This window comes from Massilia sp. DD77 (assembly GCF_036961685.1).
Lineage (GTDB): Bacteria > Pseudomonadota > Gammaproteobacteria > Burkholderiales > Burkholderiaceae_D > Telluria.
This window is the reverse complement of the sequence record NZ_JBAMDH010000012.1, coordinates 39,332-60,318: the sequence shown is the minus strand read 5'-3', so window position 1 is coordinate 60,318 and position 20,987 is coordinate 39,332. Positions and strand designations below refer to the sequence as shown.

General features: G+C 68.6%; 13 protein-coding genes. 9 read left to right on the top strand and 4 right to left on the bottom strand.

The genetic code is table 11. The features are described 5' to 3' along the window. Positions 1–28 precede the first annotated feature (28 nt). Together V7778_RS08865 and V7778_RS08860 are read right to left on the bottom strand one after the other, a co-directional pair. Entirely contained in the window at positions 29–1,774 is a 1,746-nt protein-coding gene (locus V7778_RS08865; RefSeq protein WP_335554038.1) for an allantoate amidohydrolase, read from the bottom strand. A gap of 73 nt (positions 1,775–1,847) precedes the next feature. Continuing rightward, positions 1,848–2,786, bottom strand: coding sequence for a LysR substrate-binding domain-containing protein (locus tag V7778_RS08860; protein WP_335554035.1), 939 nt, complete (start codon positions 2,784–2,786; stop codon positions 1,848–1,850). A 102-nt stretch (positions 2,787–2,888) separates the two neighbouring features. On the opposite strand from V7778_RS08860, the gene V7778_RS08855 reads away from it, so the two are divergent. Together V7778_RS08855 and V7778_RS08850 are read left to right on the top strand one after the other, a co-directional pair. Continuing rightward, entirely contained in the window at positions 2,889–4,118 is a 1,230-nt protein-coding gene (locus V7778_RS08855; RefSeq protein ID WP_335554032.1) for a urate hydroxylase PuuD, read from the top strand. Then, on the top strand, positions 4,118–5,359 hold the full coding sequence (locus V7778_RS08850) for an ArgE/DapE family deacylase (protein ID WP_335554029.1): 1,242 nt from the start codon (positions 4,118–4,120) through the stop codon (positions 5,357–5,359). The genes V7778_RS08855 and V7778_RS08850 overlap by 1 nt, the downstream gene beginning before the upstream one ends. 16 nt (positions 5,360–5,375) lie before the next feature. Here V7778_RS08850 and V7778_RS08845 read toward each other — a convergent pair whose 3' ends face one another. Both V7778_RS08845 and V7778_RS08840 read right to left on the bottom strand, forming a co-directional pair. Continuing rightward, on the bottom strand, positions 5,376–7,490 hold the full coding sequence (locus tag V7778_RS08845) for a hypothetical protein (RefSeq protein ID WP_335554026.1): 2,115 nt from the start codon (positions 7,488–7,490) through the stop codon (positions 5,376–5,378). 269 nt (positions 7,491–7,759) lie between these two features. Further along, positions 7,760–10,114 carry a S9 family peptidase gene (locus tag V7778_RS08840; RefSeq protein ID WP_335554022.1) on the bottom strand — a complete coding sequence of 785 codons (2,355 nt, stop codon included), beginning with the start codon at positions 10,112–10,114 and terminating at the stop codon, positions 7,760–7,762. Between the two features lie 635 nt (positions 10,115–10,749). Between V7778_RS08840 and V7778_RS08835 the strand changes: the two genes are divergently transcribed. The 7 genes from V7778_RS08835 (at position 10,750) to V7778_RS08805 (ending at position 20,980) form a co-directional block, all read left to right on the top strand. Beyond that, the gene (locus V7778_RS08835) at positions 10,750–11,394 is read left to right on the top strand and encodes an ANTAR domain-containing response regulator (RefSeq protein ID WP_335554020.1); all 645 of its coding nucleotides are present in this window, start codon (positions 10,750–10,752) and stop codon (positions 11,392–11,394) included. A gap of 23 nt (positions 11,395–11,417) precedes the next feature. Further along, positions 11,418–12,590 (top strand): CmpA/NrtA family ABC transporter substrate-binding protein, encoded by a 1,173-nt coding sequence (locus V7778_RS08830; protein WP_335554017.1) that lies wholly within the window; start codon positions 11,418–11,420, stop codon positions 12,588–12,590. A gap of 249 nt (positions 12,591–12,839) precedes the next feature. Continuing rightward, entirely contained in the window at positions 12,840–14,138 is a 1,299-nt protein-coding gene (locus V7778_RS08825; RefSeq protein WP_335554014.1) for an MFS transporter, read from the top strand. A gap of 25 nt (positions 14,139–14,163) precedes the next feature. Next, positions 14,164–16,692 (top strand): nitrite reductase large subunit NirB, encoded by a 2,529-nt coding sequence (gene nirB, locus V7778_RS08820; RefSeq protein WP_335554011.1) that lies wholly within the window; start codon positions 14,164–14,166, stop codon positions 16,690–16,692. Between the two features lie 20 nt (positions 16,693–16,712). After that, positions 16,713–17,060: a nitrite reductase small subunit NirD gene (gene nirD / locus V7778_RS08815; RefSeq protein WP_211519313.1), complete on the top strand. Its 348-nt coding sequence runs from the start codon at positions 16,713–16,715 to the stop codon at positions 17,058–17,060. Then, on the top strand, positions 17,045–18,268 hold the full coding sequence (locus V7778_RS08810; protein WP_335554007.1) for an NAD(P)/FAD-dependent oxidoreductase: 1,224 nt from the start codon (positions 17,045–17,047) through the stop codon (positions 18,266–18,268). Before nirD ends, V7778_RS08810 begins: the two co-directional genes overlap by 16 nt. Positions 18,269–18,292: 24 nt before the next feature. Beyond that, positions 18,293–20,980, top strand: coding sequence for a molybdopterin-dependent oxidoreductase (locus V7778_RS08805; RefSeq protein WP_442920711.1), 2,688 nt, complete (start codon positions 18,293–18,295; stop codon positions 20,978–20,980). Positions 20,981–20,987 lie beyond the last annotated feature (7 nt).

Sequence of the window (20,987 nt, the reverse complement as noted above, 5' to 3'; positions counted from 1 at the left end):
GCTTGGTCCTCTCGAACAAGGGATAGGTTCAGGGCAGGCGGCGCAGGAAGTCGAGCAGCACCTGGCCCGCGATCTCGGCGTCGTCCGCCGTCATGGTCTCCAGCGGATTATGGCTGATGCCGCCGTTGCCGCAGCGCGTGAACAGCATCGCCACCTCGGTCACCTGGGCCATGCGCATGGCGTCGTGGCCGGCGCCGGAAGGCAGGTCGAAGCGCGGCAGGCCGGCGCGTTCGAGCGCTGCGCCCAGCCGGTCCATCAGGCGCGGGGCGCAGGGCACGGCCTCGGCTTCCACCAGCTTCCACAATCTTTCCTCGATGCCGCGGCGCGCGCAGATGGCGCTGATGCCGGCCAGGATGTCGTCCACCGCCGCCAGGCGCTGGGCGTCGTCGGGCGCGCGGATATCGAGCGACAGGCGGCAGGCGCCCGGCACCACGTTGACCGACCCGGCGGGCACCTCGAGCTGGCCGACGGTGCCGACCAGGGCGCCGCGTCCGGCGCAGCGCTGCTCGACCAGCAGCACGATCTCGGCCGCCGCCGCCGCCGCGTCGCGGCGCATGCCCATCGGGGTGGTGCCGGCATGGCTGGCCACGCCGCCCAGTTCGACCAGGTAGCGCGAGCTGCCGGCGATGGCCGTCACCACGCCCAGCGGCAGGCCGCGTTCCAGCAGCACCGGCCCCTGTTCGATGTGGACCTCGACGAAGCCGAGCAGCGCGGCCGGATCGCGCGCGATGGCGGGAATGGCGGCCGGGTCGTGGCCCGCCGCCGTCAGGGCCGTGCGCATGCTGACGCCGTCCGCATCTTCCTGCTCCAGCAGGGCCGGGTCGAAGCTGCCGGTCACCGCGCTGCTGCCCAGGAAGGTGCTGCGAAAGCGCACGCCTTCCTCTTCGGCGAAGCCGATCACTTCCAGGTGGAAGGGCAGGCGCTCGCCGCGTTCGTTCAGGTGGCGCGCCAGGGCGATGGGCAGCAGGATGCCGAGCCGGCCATCGTACTTGCCGCCGTTGCGCACGGTGTCGTAGTGCGAGCCGGTCATCAGCGTCCTGGCGTCGGCCGCGGCGGCGGCGTAGCGCCCGACCACGTTGCCGACCGCGTCGATCCGCGTGTCCATGCCGGCCGCGCGCATCCAGTCCGCGAGCTGGGCCGCCGTGGCGCGGTGGGCCGGCGTCATGTAGGCGCAGGTGAGATCATTCTCGCTGTCGCTGATGGCGCCCAGGGTTTCGGCCCATTCCATCACCTGCGGGCCGAAGGCCTGCTCCACGCCCAGCAGTTCGTTGAGGCGGATCTCGGCGATGCGGTGCACCTGGCGCAGGCATTCGCGCTGCTCGTCCGCGGGCTGGTTCTTGAGGCGCCGCGCGAAGGTGTCGATGACGGTGCGCCGCGCCAGGCCGCGTCCCGTCGGCCCCTTGACCGCGAGGATGAAGGGAAAGCCGAACTTCGCGTCGTACTGGGCGTTCAGGTCCTGCAGCGCCGTGTACTCCTCGGGCGTGCAGCGGTTCAGGCCCGAGCTGGCCTGCTCGCTGGTCGATTCCGCCGTCAGTTCGCCGGCGACCGCCGCCTTGCCGGCCAGCTCCGGGTGGGCGCGCAGCAGCGCCAGCTGCTCGTCCTGGGCCGCTTCGGTCACCACGGCCTGCATGGCCAGCTTGAGCGCGGCCAGGCTGGCGAAGGGCCGGCGGCCGGCCGCACGCTCCGCGATCCAGGGGGAGTGTTCGTAGATGCCGCGCAGGCGCTCCACAAACGCGGGCGCATCGCAGGCATTGAGTTCGGTGAGTGTGGTCATGGCTGTCCGTCGTTCGAGCAGTGGATGATAAATCCTGCAAGCCCCGCCTTACATATGCCGCAACGCATAGCCCTTATTTCGGCACCAGCGCACGCGCCGCGCTGCTGACCTGGTCGCGCAGCCACTTGTGCTCGGACGACTGGTGCACGCGCTGGTGCCACAACTGGTAGAAGCGCATCGGCGGGAACTTGATCGGCACCGTGAAGCTCTTCAGGGGCAAGGTCTTTTCGTAGAAGCGGATGAACTGGCGCCCCGTCGTCAGCACCAGGTCGCTCTGGGTCAGCATATACGGAATCACGCCGAAGTAGGGCGATTCGACGGCCACCTTGCGCTGCATGCCCTGGCGCTCGAGGAAGGCGTCGATCACCCCATGGTAGCCCGGCAGCATCTGGGTCGGGGCGACATGGGGCAAGCTCAGATAGTCCTCGACCGTCATCGCATCGCACGCCGTGCGCCGCGCGTAGGGGCTGTCGGCCCGCATCACGCAGGTGATCGGGTCTTCGAACAGCTTGGAGATATGCAGGTGGGGCGGCGGTTCGTCCCAGTTGGCGATCACCAGGTCCATCTCGCCGTCGGACAGCATGCGCAGGTAGTCCAGGCCTGGCCCCAGGCTGTGGATCACCACCTTGCTGTTGGGCGAATTGCGGCGCAGCGCGGCCACCACGTTGGGCAGGAACTGGATGTCGAGGTAGTCCGGGGCGGCGATGTGGAAGGTGCGCGCCGCCTGCTCGGGCACGAAGGGCGACTTCTTGATGAACAGGCTCTCGGCTTCGTCGAGGATGCGCTTGGCCGGCGCCAGCAGGCTTTCGCCATGCTGGGTGGGCACCATGCCGCGTGCACCGCGCACCAGCAGCGGGTCGCCGGTCAGGTCGCGCAGCTTGCGCAGCGAGGCCGAGATCGACGGCTGCGGCTGGTTCAGCTTGAGCGCGACGCGCGACACGTTCTTTTCGACCAGCAAGAGATACAGGATGCGGATCAGGTGCAGGTCGAGGTGCTGGGGCAGGCTGGACATCGTTGCGTATATCAAGATGGATATGTCGAATATACGCTAATTTTCATGTTGAACAAATTGAAATCGGTTTATTGTCGAAGCATTCCATCACCAGGAAGCTCCATGGACGTGTTCGGCTATTTGACACCTTATGCCCTCGAGTGGCTGAACCTGCTCGTGCGCTGGCTGCACATCATCACCGGCATCGCCTGGATCGGCGCTTCCTTCTATTTCGTCTGGCTCGACAACACCATCCGCCCGCCGGCGCCAGGCTCCGAACTGGCGAAGAAGGGCGTGTCGGGCGAGCTGTGGGCCGTGCACGGGGGCGGCTTCTACAACCCGCAAAAATACCTGGTGGCGCCCGCCGAGCTGCCGAAGGAGCTGCACTGGTTCAAGTGGGAGGCCTATTCGACCTGGCTGTCCGGCTTCGCGCTGCTGTTCATCGTGTACTACTTCAATGCCCAGGCCATGATGGTCGACCGCAGCGTGGCCGACCTGTCGAGCTGGCAGGCGGTGGGCATCGGCCTGGGCAGCCTGGTGCTGGGCTGGATCGTCTACGACCTGCTGTGCCGCTCGCCGCTGGGCAAGCGCGACCTGCCCCTTGGCGTGCTGATCTTCCTGTTCCTGCTCGTATCGAGCTGGGTGCTCACCCATTTGCTGAGCGGCCGCGCCGCCTACCTGCACGTGGGGGCGATGATCGGCACCATGATGGTGGCCAATGTGGCGATGGTGATCATCCCCGGCCAGCGCAAGATGGTGAATGCCATGCTGGCGGGGCAGAAGCCCGATCCGGCTTACGGCATCCGGGCCAAGCAGCGCAGCGTCCACAACAACTACTTCACCTTGCCGGTGCTGTTCATCATGATCAGCAACCACTACGCCATGACCTACCGCCACGAGCATGCCTGGGCGGTGCTGGGCGTGATCATGCTGGCCGGTGTGTTGATCCGCCACTTCTTCAACCTGCGCCACAAGGGCCGCATCGCGTGGAAGTATCCGGCCGCGGGGGTGGCGCTGCTGCTTGGCCTGGCCGTGGCGCTCGCGCCGAAGGCGCCGGCGCAGGGGGCTGCGCAGGGGGATGCGAAGGCGCAGTTCGCCACCGTGAGCACGATCATGGCGCAGCGCTGCGTGGCCTGCCATGCGCAGCAGCCCACCCAGCCGGGCTTCGCCGCGGCGCCCGCCGGCGTCATGCTGCACACCCCGGAACTCATCCACCAGAACGCCGCGCGCATCTACCAGCAGACGGTGCAGACCAAGGCGATGCCGCTGGCGAATCTCACCAACATGACCGATGCCGAACGCGCCCAGATCGCGGCGTGGTTCGAGGCCGGCGCCAAGACAGGGAACGACTAATGGATACGCAACTGCAGGAACGCCTGCTGCAATGGATCGACGCCCACTTCGACGAGGAAGTCGGCTTTCTCCAGCAGGTGGTGCGCATCCCGACCGATACGCCGCCGGGCAACAACGCGCCGCATGCGGAGCAGGTGGCCGCCCTGCTCGGCGCCTTCGGCTGGCAGGCCGAGAAGCACGCCGTGCCGGAACGGCAGGTGCGCGACTACGGCATGGAGAGCATCACCAACCTGATCGTGCGCAGGCCCTATGGCGCGGGCGGGCCGACCCTGGCCCTGAACGCCCACGGCGACGTGGTGCCGCCGGGCGAGGGCTGGACCAGGCCGCCCTACGGCGCGGTGGTCGAGGACGGCGTCCTGTACGGGCGCGCGGCGGCGGTGTCGAAGAGTGATTTCGCCACCTATGTGTACGCGGTGCGCGCGCTGGAGGCGCTCGGCGTCCCTTTGAAGGGGGCGCTGGAGCTGCACTTCACCTACGACGAGGAATTCGGCGGCCTGCTGGGGCCGGGCTGGCTGCTCGAGCAGGGGCTGACGAAGCCCGACTACGTGATCGCGGCCGGTTTCGCCTACAACATCGTCACCGCCCACAACGCCTGCCTGCAGCTGGAGATCACGGTGCACGGCAAGGCTGGCCACGGCGCGATGCCGGAGACGGCGGTCGACGCCCTGCAGGCCGCGACCCGCATCCTGAACGCGATCTACGGCCAGCTGCCGGAACTGAAGAAGATCAAGAGCAAGGTGCCGGGCATCGATTCGCCGACCATGCTGGTGGGCCGCATCGACGGCGGCACCAACACCAATGTGGTGCCGGGCAAGGTGGTGATGAAGATGGACCGGCGCATGATTCCCGAAGAAGACCCGGCGGCGGTCGAAGCCGGGGTGAGGGCGCTGATCGAGGACGCGGTGCGGGATCTGCCCGGCATCCGGCTTGAGATCCGGCGCCTGCTGCTCTCGCAGGCGCTGCGCCCGCTGCCGGGTTCCGAGCGGCTGGTGGCGAGCCTGCAGCGGCATGGCCGCGAGGTGATCGGGGAAGAGATCACGGCCCAGGGTACGCCGCTGTACGCCGATGCGCGCCTGTACGGCGAGCGCGGCATCCCGGCGGTGCTGTATGGCGCCGGTCCGCGCACGGTGCCGGAATCGAACGCCAAGAAGGCCGACGAGCGCCTGCAGTTGGAGGACCTGCGCAAGGCCACCAAGGTAGTCGCGCTGACCCTGCTCGATTTCCTCGGGGCGCGGGTTTGAGGCTTAGCTTTGACGCCTAATTTTCCGGGTCCGCGCGCGGCACGATCGCGAACTGCGGGCCGGTGCCGTAGTCCGGCTTGACGCTGCGCGCCATGAACTTGCGCCAGGCGCGCCGGCCTGCCTCGCCGAGGACGTCGGCGGCATAGGCCAGGGCCGGCTGCATGTTCGACGGGAAGCCGGTCTCTTCGCTCGAGTAGCCGGTCATTTCATCCGGCTTGAGCTTCAGGGCCGAGGCCATCGCCCCGCCGCCGCATTCCACGTCCTTGATCTCCGGCGCATGGCTGGCGCGGAAGGCTTCGCGGATGGTCCGGTAATAAGGACTGTTGGCGCTGTCGCGCACCGTCAGGTTGTACATCGCGGCGGTGATCCAGCAGCTGCCTTCGCCGGTCATGCGCAGCACCGGGAACTTCGCTTTCCAGGCCAGCAGCGGGCGCGCCTTGGTGAAGCCAAGCTCCGCGATGTGTCCGATGGCCGAGGTGAAGAAGTCGTCCATCCATGGCGCCAGCGCGGTCTTGCGCTGGTAGGTGGCGGCGTAGCCGTTGACGATCACGTGCAAGCTGTTGGCCTGCGGGTTGCGCGGGTATTCCGCGTTGTACCAGTCCAGGTTGCTGTCCAGGATGCGCAGCAAATCCTTCTTGAGCGGATGCCCGTCGGGCGTGATGTAGGCCGCTTCCGCCAGCGTGCGCAGGCCCCAGGCCTGGCCGCGCACCTGTTCCGGCTTGAGCAGGCCCTTCGCGTGCTCGCGATAGGCCGGGTTCGAATTGAAGACGCTGTACATGGCCCAGAACTGCAGCTCTTCCAGGTAGTAGTGGTCGCCGGCCAGGAGGTAGGGCAGGTAGGCGAAGTTAGGCTGGTGCGAGACGTCCTGCCGGTTCGGCGTCTTGCAGGCCTCGGGACGGGCGCATTCGGGGAAGGCTTCGGACTTGCCGGTGGCCGGGTTGCGCGTGTCCTTGGGCGAGCCCATCAGGGTCATGTAGGGATAGTCGATCAGGCTGACCGGCAGGCCGCTGCGGCGGTCGCGGTAGTGCATGGACCAGCTGCCGGCCAGGTCGGCGGTGGCGAAGGTGATCTCGCCGGCGCGCCGGTCCATGCCCAGCAGGTACATGGCGGCCCATCCGGGAAGCAGTCCGATGTCGGGACGCCCGCCGGTGGTCGGCATGGCGCGCATGGCCTGGCCGACGCCCATCGGCTCGGTCTTCGGCCCCTTCCAAGCCGCCACCATCTTGTCCAGCGTGCGGCCGTCGACCTGCACCCCGCGGTCGAAGTTGGGCAGGGCGCGGGTGCCGATCAGGTAGCCGGGGTCGTGGCGCACGTGGACGTCCGCTTCGCCGCCCCACCAGAAGGTCTTGCGCCAGCGCGCGTGGTGGTAGTGCTCGAGGGCCTCCCTGGCGTAGACCGGCTTGCCGCCGACCTCGACCTGGACGTCGTAGACGATGTTGCGCGGCGCCGGCTCGAAGGCCCAGTTGTTCTCGACCGTGAGGTCCACGCGCGCCCGGCCCAGGCTCGGGAACCAGCGCACGGCGAAGCGCGCCGCCAGGTGCGGGTGCGCTTCGCCGCCGGGGCCGAGCAGGGGCGTGGACAGCAGCCATTCGTGGGCCACCGGACCGGCCAGCCAGGCCTGGGGCTTGGCGCCCGCCAGCAGCCTGTCGAGCGCGGCGCCGTAAGGGCGGCCCTCGACCATGGTCTTGACGCTGGCCGTCAGGCCGGCGCGCAGCAGGGCGGCGGGGGTGGCTGGTGAGGCGTCGGCCGCAGGCGCCTTGTCGCCGCGTACCAGGCCGAGCGCGACCGGCTTGGCGCCGGGCGCGGGCACGATGCTCGAGATGACCGCGTGGCGCAGCGAGCCGTCGGGGTGGCTGGCCTTGACGTCGACCTGCAGCGGCACGCTGTCGCCGTCGGCCAGGCGGCCCGCCAGGCGCGCTCCGCGTTCCACCGCGCCCGGGGCGAAGACCTGGCCGAAGGTGAGCGGGACCTTGTCCCCGGCGGCGGCCCGGCCGGCGGCTTCGATCCAGACGGTGGCGATGGCGCCCTGGACCGGGGCCGGCCTGGCGCGGCCGGCAGGGGGCGCGGACTTCGGTGTTGCAGGGGTATCCGGCCTGGCCTTGGGATCGTCGCCGTAGCGGGCGTCGAGCACGCGTTGCCAGTCGAGCTTCGCGCCCTCGGGGAGGGACTGGGCGTGGGCCAGGGAGGAAAGAAGGACGAAGGCGAGCAGGCAGAACCTGGGTTCCCGCCTGCGCGGGAATGACGTGCGAAAGCTGCCGACTGCCGGCGTTGCTGCTCCCCGCTCCCATTGCCCGTCATTCCCGCGCAGGCGGGAACCCAAGTTACTCAGCAGACCACGCACCATGCTCTCTACCCGTAAAAACAAAAAAGGCGCCCGGAGGCGCCTTTCATCTTACCGCTTTACTGCTTGAGCGTGCGCTCGAACAGCTTGTAGATGCGGCGGTACTGGTCGAACCAGGCTTCCGGCTGCACGTAGGCATGGCGTTCCAGCGGGTAGCTGGCCAGCTCCCAGTTGTCCTTCTTCAGTTCGATCAGGCGCTGGGCCATGCGCACCGAGTCCTGGTAGAACACGTTGTCGTCGATCATGCCGTGCGAGATCAGGAGGTGGCCCTTGAGGTTCTCGGCGTACTCGATCGGCGACGAGACCTTGTAGGCCTGCGGGTCGACGTCCGGGGTGTTCAGGATGTTGGCGGTGTACTCGTGGTTGTAGGTGGTCCAGTCGGTCACCGGGCGCAGCGCGGCGCCGGACTTGAACACCTCGGGCGCGCGCATCAGGGCCATGAAGGTCATGAAGCCGCCGTAGCTGCCGCCGTAGACGCCGACATTGGCGGCGTCGCCCTGGTGCTGCTTGACCATGTAGTTGACGCCGTCGATGTAGTCCTGCAGTTCCGGGGTGCCCATCTGGCGGTAGATCGCATTGCGCCACTTGGCGCCGTAGCCCTTCGAGGCGCGGTAGTCCATGTCCAGCACCACGTAGCCCTTCTGCACCAGCAGGTTGTGGAACATCTGCTCGCGGAAGTAGTTCGGATAGCGCTTGCTGACGTTCTGCAGGTAGCCGGCGCCGTGCACGAACATCACGACCGGGTACTTCTTGCCCGCTTCCAGCTGGGCCGGGCGGTACAGCTTGGCCCAGACCGGGTCGCCGCCGGCGCTCGAGGGCACGGCCACGTACTGCGGCTCGATCCAGGTGCGCGCCTTGTAGTCCGCGGTGCGGGTGTCGGTCAGCCTGGTGGCCGCGCCGCCCGAGGCCGCGACGGTCGCGATCTGCACCGGGGTGTAGCTGGCCGACCAGTGCAGCAGCAGCTTGCTTTCATCCGGCGACAGGCGGAAGCGTTCCACGCCGTCGAGCTGGGTGACTTCGCGCACGGCGCCGGTCTTGCCGTTGACGGCGCAGACTTCGTAGTCGCCCGGGCTGGCGCGGTTGCACATCAGGTAGGCGGTGCCGCCATCGCGGGTCCAGCGCACGTCCGAGGCTTCCCACTTGCCCCGGGTCAGTGCACGGGTGCTGCCCGTCGCGGTGTCGGCCGTGTACAGGTGCGAATAGCCGCTTTCCTCGGACAGGAACCACAGCGTGCGGTTGTCCGGCAGCCAGCCGAATTCGTTGTTGTCGTAGTTGACCCAGGCGCCGTCCGTCAGGCGATGCACGGGCTTGAGCCTGGCGCCCGCCAGGTCGACGGTGGCGATCCAGCGGTCCTTGTTGTCGACCGAGCGCAGCATGACGGCCACGCCGGCGCCGTTGGCGCTCCAGCTGATGGCATCAAGACCGTCGATGACGCGCACCGCGCGCTTGCCTTTCAGCGGATCGAGCTTGGCGGCGGCGCGCAGCTCGGCCAGCGGGTCCTGGTCGACGCCCGGCAGCACGTCGAAGGAGAGGTCCTGCACCTTGTTGGTGCGCAGGTCGACCAGCTTCAGTGCATGGGCGGCCGGCAGGTTGCGTCCCACGCGGGTGCGCTGGTCGTCGAATTCCTCGTAGCCCGACTCGGTCACATAGCGCGGCATCTTGCCGACGCGGCCCTTGTCGCCGCCCTTGGGCGCGGTGGCGACGATCAGCCAGCGCCCATCCGGCGACAGGCTGCTGTTCTCGATCTCGACCTTGTCGCCGAAGTAGACCGGGGCCGGGGGCATGGTCGGGTCGATGCGTCGCAGTTCCTCGGTGCGCAGGCGCATGGCGTCGCGCTCGTCCTTCTGGCGCTTGAGGGTGGCGATCAGGCGCAGCTGCATGGCGCGCAGCGCATCGTCGTCATTGGCCGCCGGGTCCTTGGCGGCGCGCGGCAGGGCGGCGGGGCCGGCGACCTTGGCGGCGCGGTCCCACTGGTACCAGTCGTTACCGATGCGGTACTGGACGCCGCGGCCGTCCGCCGCGAATTGCGCGGCATCGACCTTGCCGGCGCCGCGCGTGATCTGGGCCAGCTCGCCGTTCTTCAGGTTGCGCTCGAACAGGTCGCCATTGCGCAGCACCAGCATGCGGCTGTGGTCCGGGTTATACGAGACGTCCGGGCTGTCGATCTTGCCCAGTTCGGTGTCCGCCACCAGGCGCGGCTTGGCGCCGGCCTGGAAGGTGTCGCGCAGCGGCGAGCCGGTGCGCTTCTGCTTGTAGTACACCTGCTTGCCGTCCCAGCTCCACCATGCGGCTTCCACCGGCGTGCCGATCCAGTCCGGATGGTCCATGGCCTGGTCGAGGGTGATGGGCGTGGAGGCCGCCGCCGGCAGCGCGATCAGCGCCGCGAGGATCGTGGGGAAGAAGGGTGGTCGCATCGTAGTCGTGTCGAGTAAAAGTGAACGCGTTCTCGCCTGCGCTTTGAGGCAGGCGAAGGCGAATGCATTCTAGCTCAGCCATGACTAAGGACGAGTCAATACAGGCAGGTTTTTTTGCTGTAAAGACAAACGCCGATCATGCATATGCATAACCGGCGTTGGCTGGGGGGCAGTGCTGCGCCGCAGCTCACATGGCCCGGTACGGGCCTTTTGGCGGACGAGGCAGGAACATGGCGATGCGGCCGGCGATGGCCAGCACGGCCAGGGCGACGGGGAGGTACTCGAACAGGCTCATGGTTCAGCCCCGGACTGCCGGCGCCCAGCCGCCATGGGCGGCGTAGAGTTCCTGCGAGAAGCTACGAATCGCCGAGAGGGCGTTGGCGAGGAAGTTGGTGGTAGCGGTCATGTGGATTCTCCGGTAAATACTGCGATGTTGCGTTGCAGTATAGAACGGGACCCGTCATAAACAAACTTTCGATTCGTGATTCCAGCGATACAAATGGTGAATAATTGACGCGCAGGCTCTCGCGCAGATATTTGCCGCGCGAATATCCTGGCACAGCGGGCGTGAATAAGAAGGGCGGGATACCCGTTCCAAAAAGCAAGCTGGTGCGAATCTTGCATGACTGCCTCGTATGAAATCGCCAGACCGTGCCTCATCCCACCTGCGTATCGTCGTCGTGCTTCCCGCCACAGTCCCCGGCGCCGATCCGGACGCCTGCCATGCCGAGCAGGCCCGGCGCAGCGCCGCGCTGCGCATCGGCCTGCTGGAATCGGGCTACGACCTGATCGCCTCGCTGCCGGCCGACGTGTTCCTGCCCGAGCGCATCGCCCAGCTCCAGCCGGACCTGATCATCGCCGACAGCGAGCTCGATGCGCGCGACATCCTCGAGCACATCGTGATCGCCACCCGCGACGAGCGCCGCCCCATCGTCCTGTTCACCGAGGACGACGCCCCGGCCAGCATGGACGCGGCGATGGCGGCCGGGGTCTCGGCCTATATCGTGGCGGGCCTGCAGCCGGAGCGGGTCAAGCCGGTGCTGGACGTGGCGCTGGCGCGCTTCCGGCGCGAGCAGCAGCTGCTGTGCGAACTGTCCGACACGCGCCAGAAACTTGCCGAGCGCAAGCTGGTGGACCGCGCCAAGGGCCTCTTGATGACGCGCTATGCGCTGAGCGAGGAGCAGGCCTACCAGCGCCTGCGCAGCCTGGCGATGAACAAGAACATGAAGCTGGCGGACATCGCGCAGCGCATCCTCGACGTGGAAGACCTGCTGGGCTGAACGCCCGCGGGGAAAGGACAACAATGAACCTGCCAGATGGCGGCGCATGGGCCGCCGGATCGGACAAGCCCGAGATCGACACAATCCGGATCGGCTTCATGCCGCTGGCCGATTGCGCGCCGGTGGTCATGGCCTCGGTGCTGGGGCTGGACGAGAAGCACGGCCTGAAGTTTCAACTCAGCCGCGAGCTGTCCTGGACCGGCATGCGCGAGCGCCTGCTGGGCGGGGAGCTGGACGCGGCCCACGTGCTCTACGGCCTCCTGTACGGCGTCCACCTGGGCATCGGCAGCAGGCAACAGCCGATGGCGGTGCTGATGAACCTGAACCAGAACGGCCAGAACATCACGCTCTCGCGCCGCCTGGCGGCCTTCGCACACGACCCGGCGCTGCTGGAGCGGCTGCTGCACGAGGAGCGCCGGCGCCTGACCCTGGCGCACACCTTCCCGACCGGGAACCACGCGATGTTCCTGTACTACTGGCTGGCGGCGGCCGGCATCGACCCGGTCGCCGACTGCCGGATGGTGACCGTGCCCCCTGGCCAGATGGCGTCCAGCCTCGCGGCCGGGCACATGGACGGCTTCTGCGCCGGCGAGCCCTGGGGCCAGCGCGCGCTGCGCGAGGGCACGGGGATCCTGGCCGCGTCCAGCGAGCGGATCTGGCCGAACCATCCCGGCAAGGTGCTGGGCACGCGCGCCGGCTTCGCCGACACCCATCCGCACGCCTGCCGCGCCATGGTCGCGGCCCTGCTGGAGGCGGCGCGCTGGCTGGATGCGGCGCGCGCCAACCGCGAGGCGGCGGCCGAGGTGCTGGCCAGCCCGGCCTACGTCAATGCCGGCCGCGAACTGCTGGCCTACTGCCTGGCCGGGCGCCACGCGGAAGGCGGGCACTGGCGCGGCCATAACGGCCTGCGCTTCTTCGCCGACGGCGAGGCGAGCTTCCCCTGGCTGTCGGACGGCATGTGGTTCATGACCCAGCACCGGCGCTGGGGCCTCTTGACCAGCGATCCGGACTACGCGGCGGTGGCGCGCGCGGTCAACCGCATCGACCTCTACCGCGCGGCGGCGGCGCAGAGCGGCACGCCGCTGCCGCCTGGCGAGATGCGCAGCTCGACCCTCATCGACGGGACGGTCTGGGACGGGAGCGACCCCTCCGCCTATGCCGCCGCGGGCGCCGCGCGTGCGCGGCAAGCGCTGTAAAGACGCACGCCCATGCATCATTCTGGGGAATGGTGCACTGCAATGTAGCGCCGCCGGTGAAGGTATCCGGGTGTTTCCCTCTGGAGCCAAGGTGGCACGGCTCTTGCTCATACTCCTGACAGGATCAATGGCGATCCACGATATTTCACCGCCGGCCTAACGAGGGGCCGGCACCTGGACAACGGCGTCCGCAGCTCCTGCCTTCCGGCAGACAGCGCGGACGCCTTTTTGTTTTCAAAGGAAAAAAACATGGCCAGCAAAGCGGACCGCATCACGCTCTTCTCGTTCACCGGCGCGCCGATGCGCGCCTTCCACCTGACCTGGGTGGCCTTCTTCATCTGCTTCTTCGCCTGGTTCGCCTGCGCACCGCTGATGCCGGTGATCAAAGGCGAATTCGGGCTGTCGATGGAACAGATCGCCAACATCAACATCGCCGCGGTCGCCATCACCATCTTCGTGCGCCTGCTGGTGGGCCCGCTGTGCGACCGCTTCGGCCCGCGCAAGACCTACACTGGCCTGCTGCTGCTGGGTTCCATCCCGGTGCTGGGCGTGGCCATGGCCCAGAGCTACGAAAGCTTCCTGCTGTTCCGCCTGGGGATCGGCGCGGTCGGCGCCAGCTTCGTGATCACGCAGTACCACACCTCGGTCATGTTCAGTCCCAAGATCGTCGGCACCGCCAACGCGGCCGCCGCCGGCTGGGGCAATGCGGGCGGCGGCGCGGCCCAGGCCCTGATGCCGCTGCTGCTGGGCGCGGTCGTCATGCTGGGCGTGAGCGAGGCCCTGAGCTGGAGGGTGGCGCTGGTGGTCCCGGGCGTGCTGATGATCGTGATGGCCTTCGTCTACTGGCGCTACACCCAGGACTGCCCGGACGGTAACTACGAGGACCTGCGCAAGGCGGGCACGATGCCGGAAGGCTCGGGCAAGGGCGGCTGGGCCAGCTTCGCGGCCGGCTGCCGCAACCACCGCGCCTGGCTGCTGTTCATCACCTACGGCGCCTGCTTCGGCATCGAGATCTTCATCCACAACATCGCCGCCGTCTACTACGTCGAGCACTACGGCCTGTCGCTGGGCGCTGCCGGCCTGGCCGCCGGCAGCTTCGGCCTGCTGGCCCTGTTCGCCCGCGCCCTGGGCGGCTGGGTCTCGGACCGCGCGGCGCGCGCCGGCACCCTGAACAGCCGCATCACGGTGCTGTTCGTCCTGATGATCGGCGAGGGACTGGGCCTGCTGTGGTTCGCCAACGCCGATGCCGTCAGCTTCGCCGTGATCGCCATGCTGGTCTTCGGCCTGTTCACCCACATGGCCTGCGGCGCGACCTATGCGCTGGTGCCCTTCGTGGCGCCCAAGGCCCTGGGCGGCGTGGCCGGCATCGTCGGCGCCGGCGGCAATGTCGGCGCGGTGGCCGCCGGCTTCCTGATGAAAGGCACGGGTGACGTCCGCCAGACCCTGATGATCCTGAGCGTGCTGGTCCTGGCAGCGAGCATCTGCGCGATCGCCGCGCGCTTCACCATGACTGCCGCCGACAGCGCGCCGGCCGTCTCCGCAGCATAGTTGGCAGCAAATAAGGAGTAGCAACATGCATATCGTCGTCATCGGCCACGGAATGGTGGGCCACAAGTTTGTCGAAAGCCTGGCCGCCGAAGCCCGCCCCGGCCTGCGCGTCACCGTGCTGGGCGAGGAGCCGCGCCCGGCCTACGACCGGGTCCACCTGTCGGAATTCTTTTCCGGGAAGAGTGCGGACGAGCTGTCGCTGGTCGCACCGGGCTTCTTCGAACGCGAGGATGTGGTCCTGCGCCTGAACGCCAGGGTGGTCGCGGTCGACTGCGGCGCACGCACCGTCAGCCTGGAAAACGGCGAGCAGGTGGCCTACGACAAGCTGGTGCTGGCCACCGGTTCCTATCCCTTCGTGCCGCCGGTCCCGGGCGCGGACCGCAAGGACTGCTTCGTCTACCGCACCATCGAGGATCTGGAGGCGATGCGGGAGTGTGGAGCGCGTTCGCGCACCGGCGTGGTGGTCGGCGGCGGCCTGCTGGGCCTGGAATGCGCCAAGGCCTTGCGCGACCTGGGCCTGGCGGCCCACGTGGTGGAGTTCGCGCCGCGCCTGATGGCGGTACAGGTCGACGATCCGGGCGCGCGCCTGCTGCGCGCCAAGATCGAGGAACTGGGCGTGGGCGTGCACACCCAGAAGAACACGCTCGCCATCATCGACGGCGAAGAGGGCACCCACCGCATGCAGTTCGCCGACGGCAGCCACCTGGACACCGACATGATCGTGTTCTCGGCCGGTATCCGTCCGCGCGACGAACTGGCGCGCAAGGCCGGGCTGGCGATCGGCTCGCGCGGCGGCGTCGTGATCGACAACCGCTGCCTCACCACCGACCCGCATGTCTACGCCATCGGCGAGTGCGCCTTGTGGAACGGCCAGCTGTTCGGCCTGGTGGCGCCGGGCTACGACATGGCGCGCACGGCCGCGCGCCACATCCTCGGTACGGAAGCGGACTTCGCCGGCGCCGACATGAGCACCAAGCTGAAACTGATGGGCGTGGACGTGGCCAGCATCGGCGACGCCCATGGCGCCACGCCGGGCTGCCGCAGCTACCAGTTCCTGGACGAGCGCAAGCAGGTCTACAGGAAGATCGTCACCTCCGCGTGCGGCAAGTACCTGCTGGGGGCGGTGCTGGTGGGCGACGCCGCTTCCTACGGTTCGCTGCTGCAGACGGCCCTCAACCGCATCGAGCTGCCCGAGGCGCCGGAATTCCTGATCCTGCCGGACGGCGGCGGGGCCGGGCGTCCGGCCATCGGGGTCGACAAGCTCCCGGCCGCCGCCCAGATCTGTTCCTGCAACGATGTCTCGAAAGGCGCGCTGTGCGAGGCGGTGGCGGGCGGCGCCACCACGGTCGGCGCCCTGAAGAGCTGCACGAAGGCCGGTACAGCCTGCGGCGGCTGCGTGCCCCTGATGACCCAGGTGATGAACGCCGAGCTGAAAAAACTCGGCATGGCGGTCGACAACCACCTGTGCGAGCACTTCCCGTATTCCCGCCAGGAGCTCTACCACCTGGTCCGGGTGGAAGGCATCCAGAGCTTCGGCGAGTTGCTGGAGCGCCATGGCAAGGGCCTCGGCTGCGACATCTGCAAGCCGACCGCGGCCAACATCCTGGCCTCGGTCTGGAACGATTTCGTGCTCAAGCCCAAGCACGCCAGCCTGCAGGATTCGAACGACTACTTCCTGGGCAACATCCAGAAGGACGGGACCTATTCCGTGGTGCCGCGCATGCCGGGCGGCGAGGTCACCGCCGACGGACTGATCGCGGTGGGGCAGGTGGCCAAGAAATACGGCCTCTACACCAAGATCACCGGCGGCCAGCGGGTCGACCTGTTCGGCGCCCGCGTGGAGCAGCTGCCGGCAATCTGGGAAGAGCTGATCGCGGCCGGTTTCGAATCCGGCCACGCCTACGGCAAGTCGCTGCGCACCGTGAAGTCCTGCGTCGGCTCGACCTGGTGCCGCTACGGCGTGGGCGATAGCGTGGGCTTCGCCATCGCCCTGGAAAACCGCTACAAGGGCCTGCGCGCGCCGCACAAGATCAAGTTCGGCGTGTCCGGCTGCACCCGCGAGTGCGCGGAAGCCCAGGGCAAGGACGTGGGCCTGATCGCTACCGACAAGGGCTGGAACCTCTACGTGTGCGGCAACGGCGGCATGAAGCCGCGCCACGCGGAGCTGATCGCATCAAGCCTGGACGACGCCACCGTGGTGCGCTACATCGACCGCTTCCTGATGTTCTACGTGCGCACCGCCGAGCGCCTGCAGCGCACCAGCGTGTGGCGCGAGAACCTGGAAGGCGGCCTGGATTACCTGAAGCAGGTCGTGATCGAGGACAAGCTCGGCATCGCCGAGGAGCTCGAGGCCCAGATGCGGCATGTGGTGGACACCTATGCCTGCGAATGGAAGGAAGCCGTCACCGATCCGGCCGTGCGCCGCCGTTTCCGCCACTTCGTCAACAGCGAGCAGGCCGACAGCAATGTCGTGTTCGTGCCGGAGCGCGGCCAGATCCGCCCGGCCGATCCGAACGAGCGCCGCCGCGTCATTCCCATCGCCAGCGCAGCATAACCGTTAGAAGGAGAACCATCATGCACCGTGATCTGCAACTGGACAACTGGACCGCAATCTGCGCCATCGACGAGATCGTCCCCGACACCGGCGTGGCCGCGCTGCTCAATGGCCGCCAGGTGGCGGTGTTCCGCCTCGGCGAGCAGGAGCCGCGCGTGTTCGCCATCGATAACTACGATCCGAATTCGGAAGCCGCCGTGCTCTCGCGCGGCCTGGTGGGCAGCATCGGCGAGCGTATCGTGGTCGCCTCGCCGATCTACAAGCAGCACTTCGACCTGCAGAGCGGCGAATGCCTGGAAGCGCCCGAGCGCTCGGTGGCCAGCTACCCGGCGCGCCTCGAAGGGGGCAAGGTATGGATCGCAGCGTAAGACAACAACTGGTCGTGGTGGGCAACGGCATGGCCGGCATGCGCACGGTCGAGGAATTGCTGGCGCTCGCTCCGGACAAATACGACATCACCGTGTTCGGCGCCGAACCGCGCGTGAACTACAACCGCATCATGCTGTCGCCCGTGCTGGCCGGCGAAAAGGCCTTCGAGGACATCGTGCTGCACGCCCGCGCGTGGTATGCGGAGCACGGCATCACCCTGCACGCGGGCGACCCGGTGGTGGCCATCGACCGCCAGCGCCGCACCGTGCGCGCAGCGAGCGGCCGCACGGTCGCCTACGACCGCCTGCTGCTGGCGACCGGCTCCCAGCCCTTCATCGTACCGGTCCCGGGATCGCAATTGCCCGGCGTGGTGGGATTCCGCGACCTGGACGACGTCGAGACCATGCTGCGGGCCGCACGCGCGGGCGGCCACGCGGTCGTGATCGGCGGCGGCCTGCTGGGCCTGGAAGCGGCCAACGGCCTGCTGCGCCGCGGGATGGAGGTCACCGTGGTGCACCTGACCGACAGCCTGCTCAACCAGCAGCTCGACAGCGACGCCTCGCTGCTGCTGAAGGCGGCCCTGGAATGCCGCGGCCTGCGCATCCAGCTCTCCAGCCAGACCGCCGCCATCCTGGGCGCCGAGCGGGTCGAGGGCGTGCGCTTCGCCGACGGCAGCGAATGTGCGGCCGACCTGGTGGTGATGGCCGCCGGGGTGCGCCCCAACGTGGCGCTGGCGAAGGAGGCCGGCCTGCACGTCGAGCGCGCCATCGTGGTCGACGACACCCTGCAGACCTACGATCCGCGCATCTACGCGGTGGGCGAGTGCGTCCAGCACCGCAAGAACACCTTCGGCCTGGTGGCCCCGATCTGGGACCAGGCGCGTGTCTGCGCGGCCCACCTGGCCGGCCTGGGGCACCGCCGCTACGTGCAGCAGGCCACCGCCACCAAGCTGAAAGTCACCGGCATCGACCTGTACTCGGCCGGCGACATCGTCGGCGGCGCCGGCAGCGAAGACCTGGTGCTGCGCGACCGCCGTTCCGGCGTCTACAAGCGCCTGGTGCTGGCGGACAACCGCGTCACCGGCGCCGTGCTGTATGGCGACGTCTCGGACGGCCCCTGGTACTTCGAGCTGATCCAGCGCCGCGCCGACATTACCGCTTTCCGCGACCGGCTGCTGTTCGGGCCGGCCTTGTGCGAAGCGGCATAAAGACGTAAAGGCCTAAAGGAATCCATGATGGACATGCACCTCAAGCCAGTCCGCACCACCTGCCCCTATTGCGGGGTGGGTTGCGGCATCAAGGCCACGCCGGCCGGCGGCGCTGGCGCGCTGATCGAAGGCGACGTCCTGCATCCGGCAAGCCGCGGCCGCCTGTGCGTGAAGGGCTCGGCCCTGGGCGAGACCCTGGACCTCGAGGGCCGCCTGCTGCATCCGGCCATCCGCGAGCAGGGCGGGCTGCGCCAGGCCGGCTGGGACGAGGCGCTCGACCGGGTGGCGCAGCGCTTCTCGGCCATCATCGCCGAGCACGGACCGGACGCGGTGGCGCTCTACGTCTCCGGCCAGCTCCTGACCGAGGACTACTACGTCGCCAACAAGTTCATGAAGGGCTATGTGGGCAGCGCCAACATCGACACCAATTCGCGCCTGTGCATGTCCTCCGCCGTGGCGGGACACAAGCGCGCCTTCGGCGAGGACGTGGTGCCGGGCTGCTACGAGGACTTTGAAGAAGCCGACCTGATCGTGCTGGTCGGCTCGAACGCGGCCTGGTGCCATCCGACCCTGTTCCAGCGCATCGCCAAGGCCAGGGAGGCGCGCCCCTCGCTGCGCATCGTCGTGATCGACCCGCGCCGCACCGCCACCTGCGAGCTGGCCGACCTGCACCTGCCCATCAAGCCGGGCACCGACGTCTGGCTGTTCAACGGCCTGCTGAGCTACCTGGCGCGCCACGGCCTCGTCGACAAGGACTACGTTGCAGCCCATACCGAAGGCCTGGAAGGCGCGCTCGCCGTGGCCGGCGAAGAGGGGGCCGACCCCGACCGGGTGGCGCGCGCCTGCGGCCTCGACCCCATGCTGCTGCGCGAGTTCTACGCCCTGTTCGCGGCCACGGAGAAAACCGTCACCGCCTTCTCGATGGGCGTGAACCAGTCCAGCAGCGGCACCGACAAGGTCAACAGCATCATTAACTGCCATTTGCTGACGGGCCGCCTCGGCAAGCCGGGCATGGGACCGTTCTCGCTGACCGGCCAGCCGAACGCCATGGGCGGGCGCGAAGTGGGCGGCCTGGCCAACATGCTCGCCAGCCACCTGGACATCGACAACGCCGCCCACCGCGACGCCGTGCGCAGCTTCTGGGACGCGCCGCGCATCGCCGACAAGCAGGGCCTGAAGGCGGTCGACCTGTTCCGCGCGGTGGAGGCGGGCAAGGTCAAGGCGGTGTGGATCATGGCCACCAACCCGGTGGTCAGCCTGCCCGATGCCGACCAGGTGCGCCGCGCGCTGGAGGCCTGTGAACTGGTCGTGGTGTCCGACGTGGTGGGCAGCACCGACACCGCCGCCTACGCCGACGTGCTGCTGCCGGCCCTGGCCTGGGGCGAGAAGGACGGCACGGTGACCAACTCCGAGCGCTGCATCTCGCGCCAGCGCGCCTTCTTGCCTGCGCCGGGCGAAGCGCGCGCCGACTGGCATGCGCTGTGCGGCGTGGCACAGCGCATGGGCTATGCCGGCTTCGACTACCTGGGCGCGCACGAGATCTTCGACGAACACGCGCGCCTCTCGACCTGGCGCAATGCGCCGGACGCGCTGCCGCGCGCCTTCCGCCTCGATCCGCTGGTGGGCATGGACCGCCTGGCCTACGACGCGCTGGAGCCGGTGCAGTGGCCTCTTGCCGGCCGCACGGCAGGGACGGCGCGCATGTTCGCGCAAGGCGGCTTTTCGCATCCAGGCGGGCGCGCGCGCTTCGTGCCGACCGCGCCGCGCCTGCCGAAGGGCAAGCCGGGCGGCGAATTCCCCCTGGCCCTGAACACCGGCCGTCTGCGCGACCAGTGGCATACCATGACGCGCACCGGCAAGTCGCCGCGCCTGGCCGGGCACGCGCCCGAACCCTTCGTCGACCTGCATCCGCACGACGCCCTGCTGGCCGGCGTACGCGAGGGCGAGCTGGCGCGCGTGACCAGCGCCTGGGGCGCGATGGTGGCGCGCGTGGCCCATGGCGGAGGGATCGCGCGCGGTTCGGTGTTCGTGCCGATCCACTGGAACGGCCAGACCGCGTCCGACGCGCGCGTCGGCGCCCTGGTCAACCCGGAAGTCGACCCGGTCTCGGGGGAACCGGAATTCAAGCACACCCCGGTGCGGGTCGAGCCCTTCGGCGTGGCCTGGCACGGCTTCATCCTCAGCCGCGACGAGCTGGGACTCGAGCGCATCGCCAACTGGACGCGGGTGCGCGGCAGAGGCTTCGTGCGCTACGAACTGGGCGGGCGCGAACCGGTCACGCCCGAGCGCGCCCGCGCCCTGCTGGGGGCGGGCGAGGACGCCGACTGGATCGAGTACGAGGACAAGGCCGAAGGCATGCTGCGCGCCGCGCTGGTGCTGGAGGGCCGCCTGCAGGCCTGCCTGTTCGTGTCGCGCCGCCCGGACTTGCCCTCGCGCGCCTGGCTGGGCAGCCTGTTCGAGCTGGAAGCGCTGGGCCCGATGGAGCGCGCCACTTTACTCGCGGCGCGCGCGCCCAGGCAGGGGCCGGATCCGGGACCGACGGTGTGCTCCTGCTTCGGCGTGGGCCGCAACACCATCATGCTGGCGATACGGGACAAGGACCTGAAGACCTCGGGCGAAGTCACCGCCTGCGTGCGCGCCGGCGGCAACTGCGGCTCCTGCGTGCCCGAGATCCGCAAACTGCTGGATGAAGTCCGCTGCGCCGAAGCCTGAGCCGCGG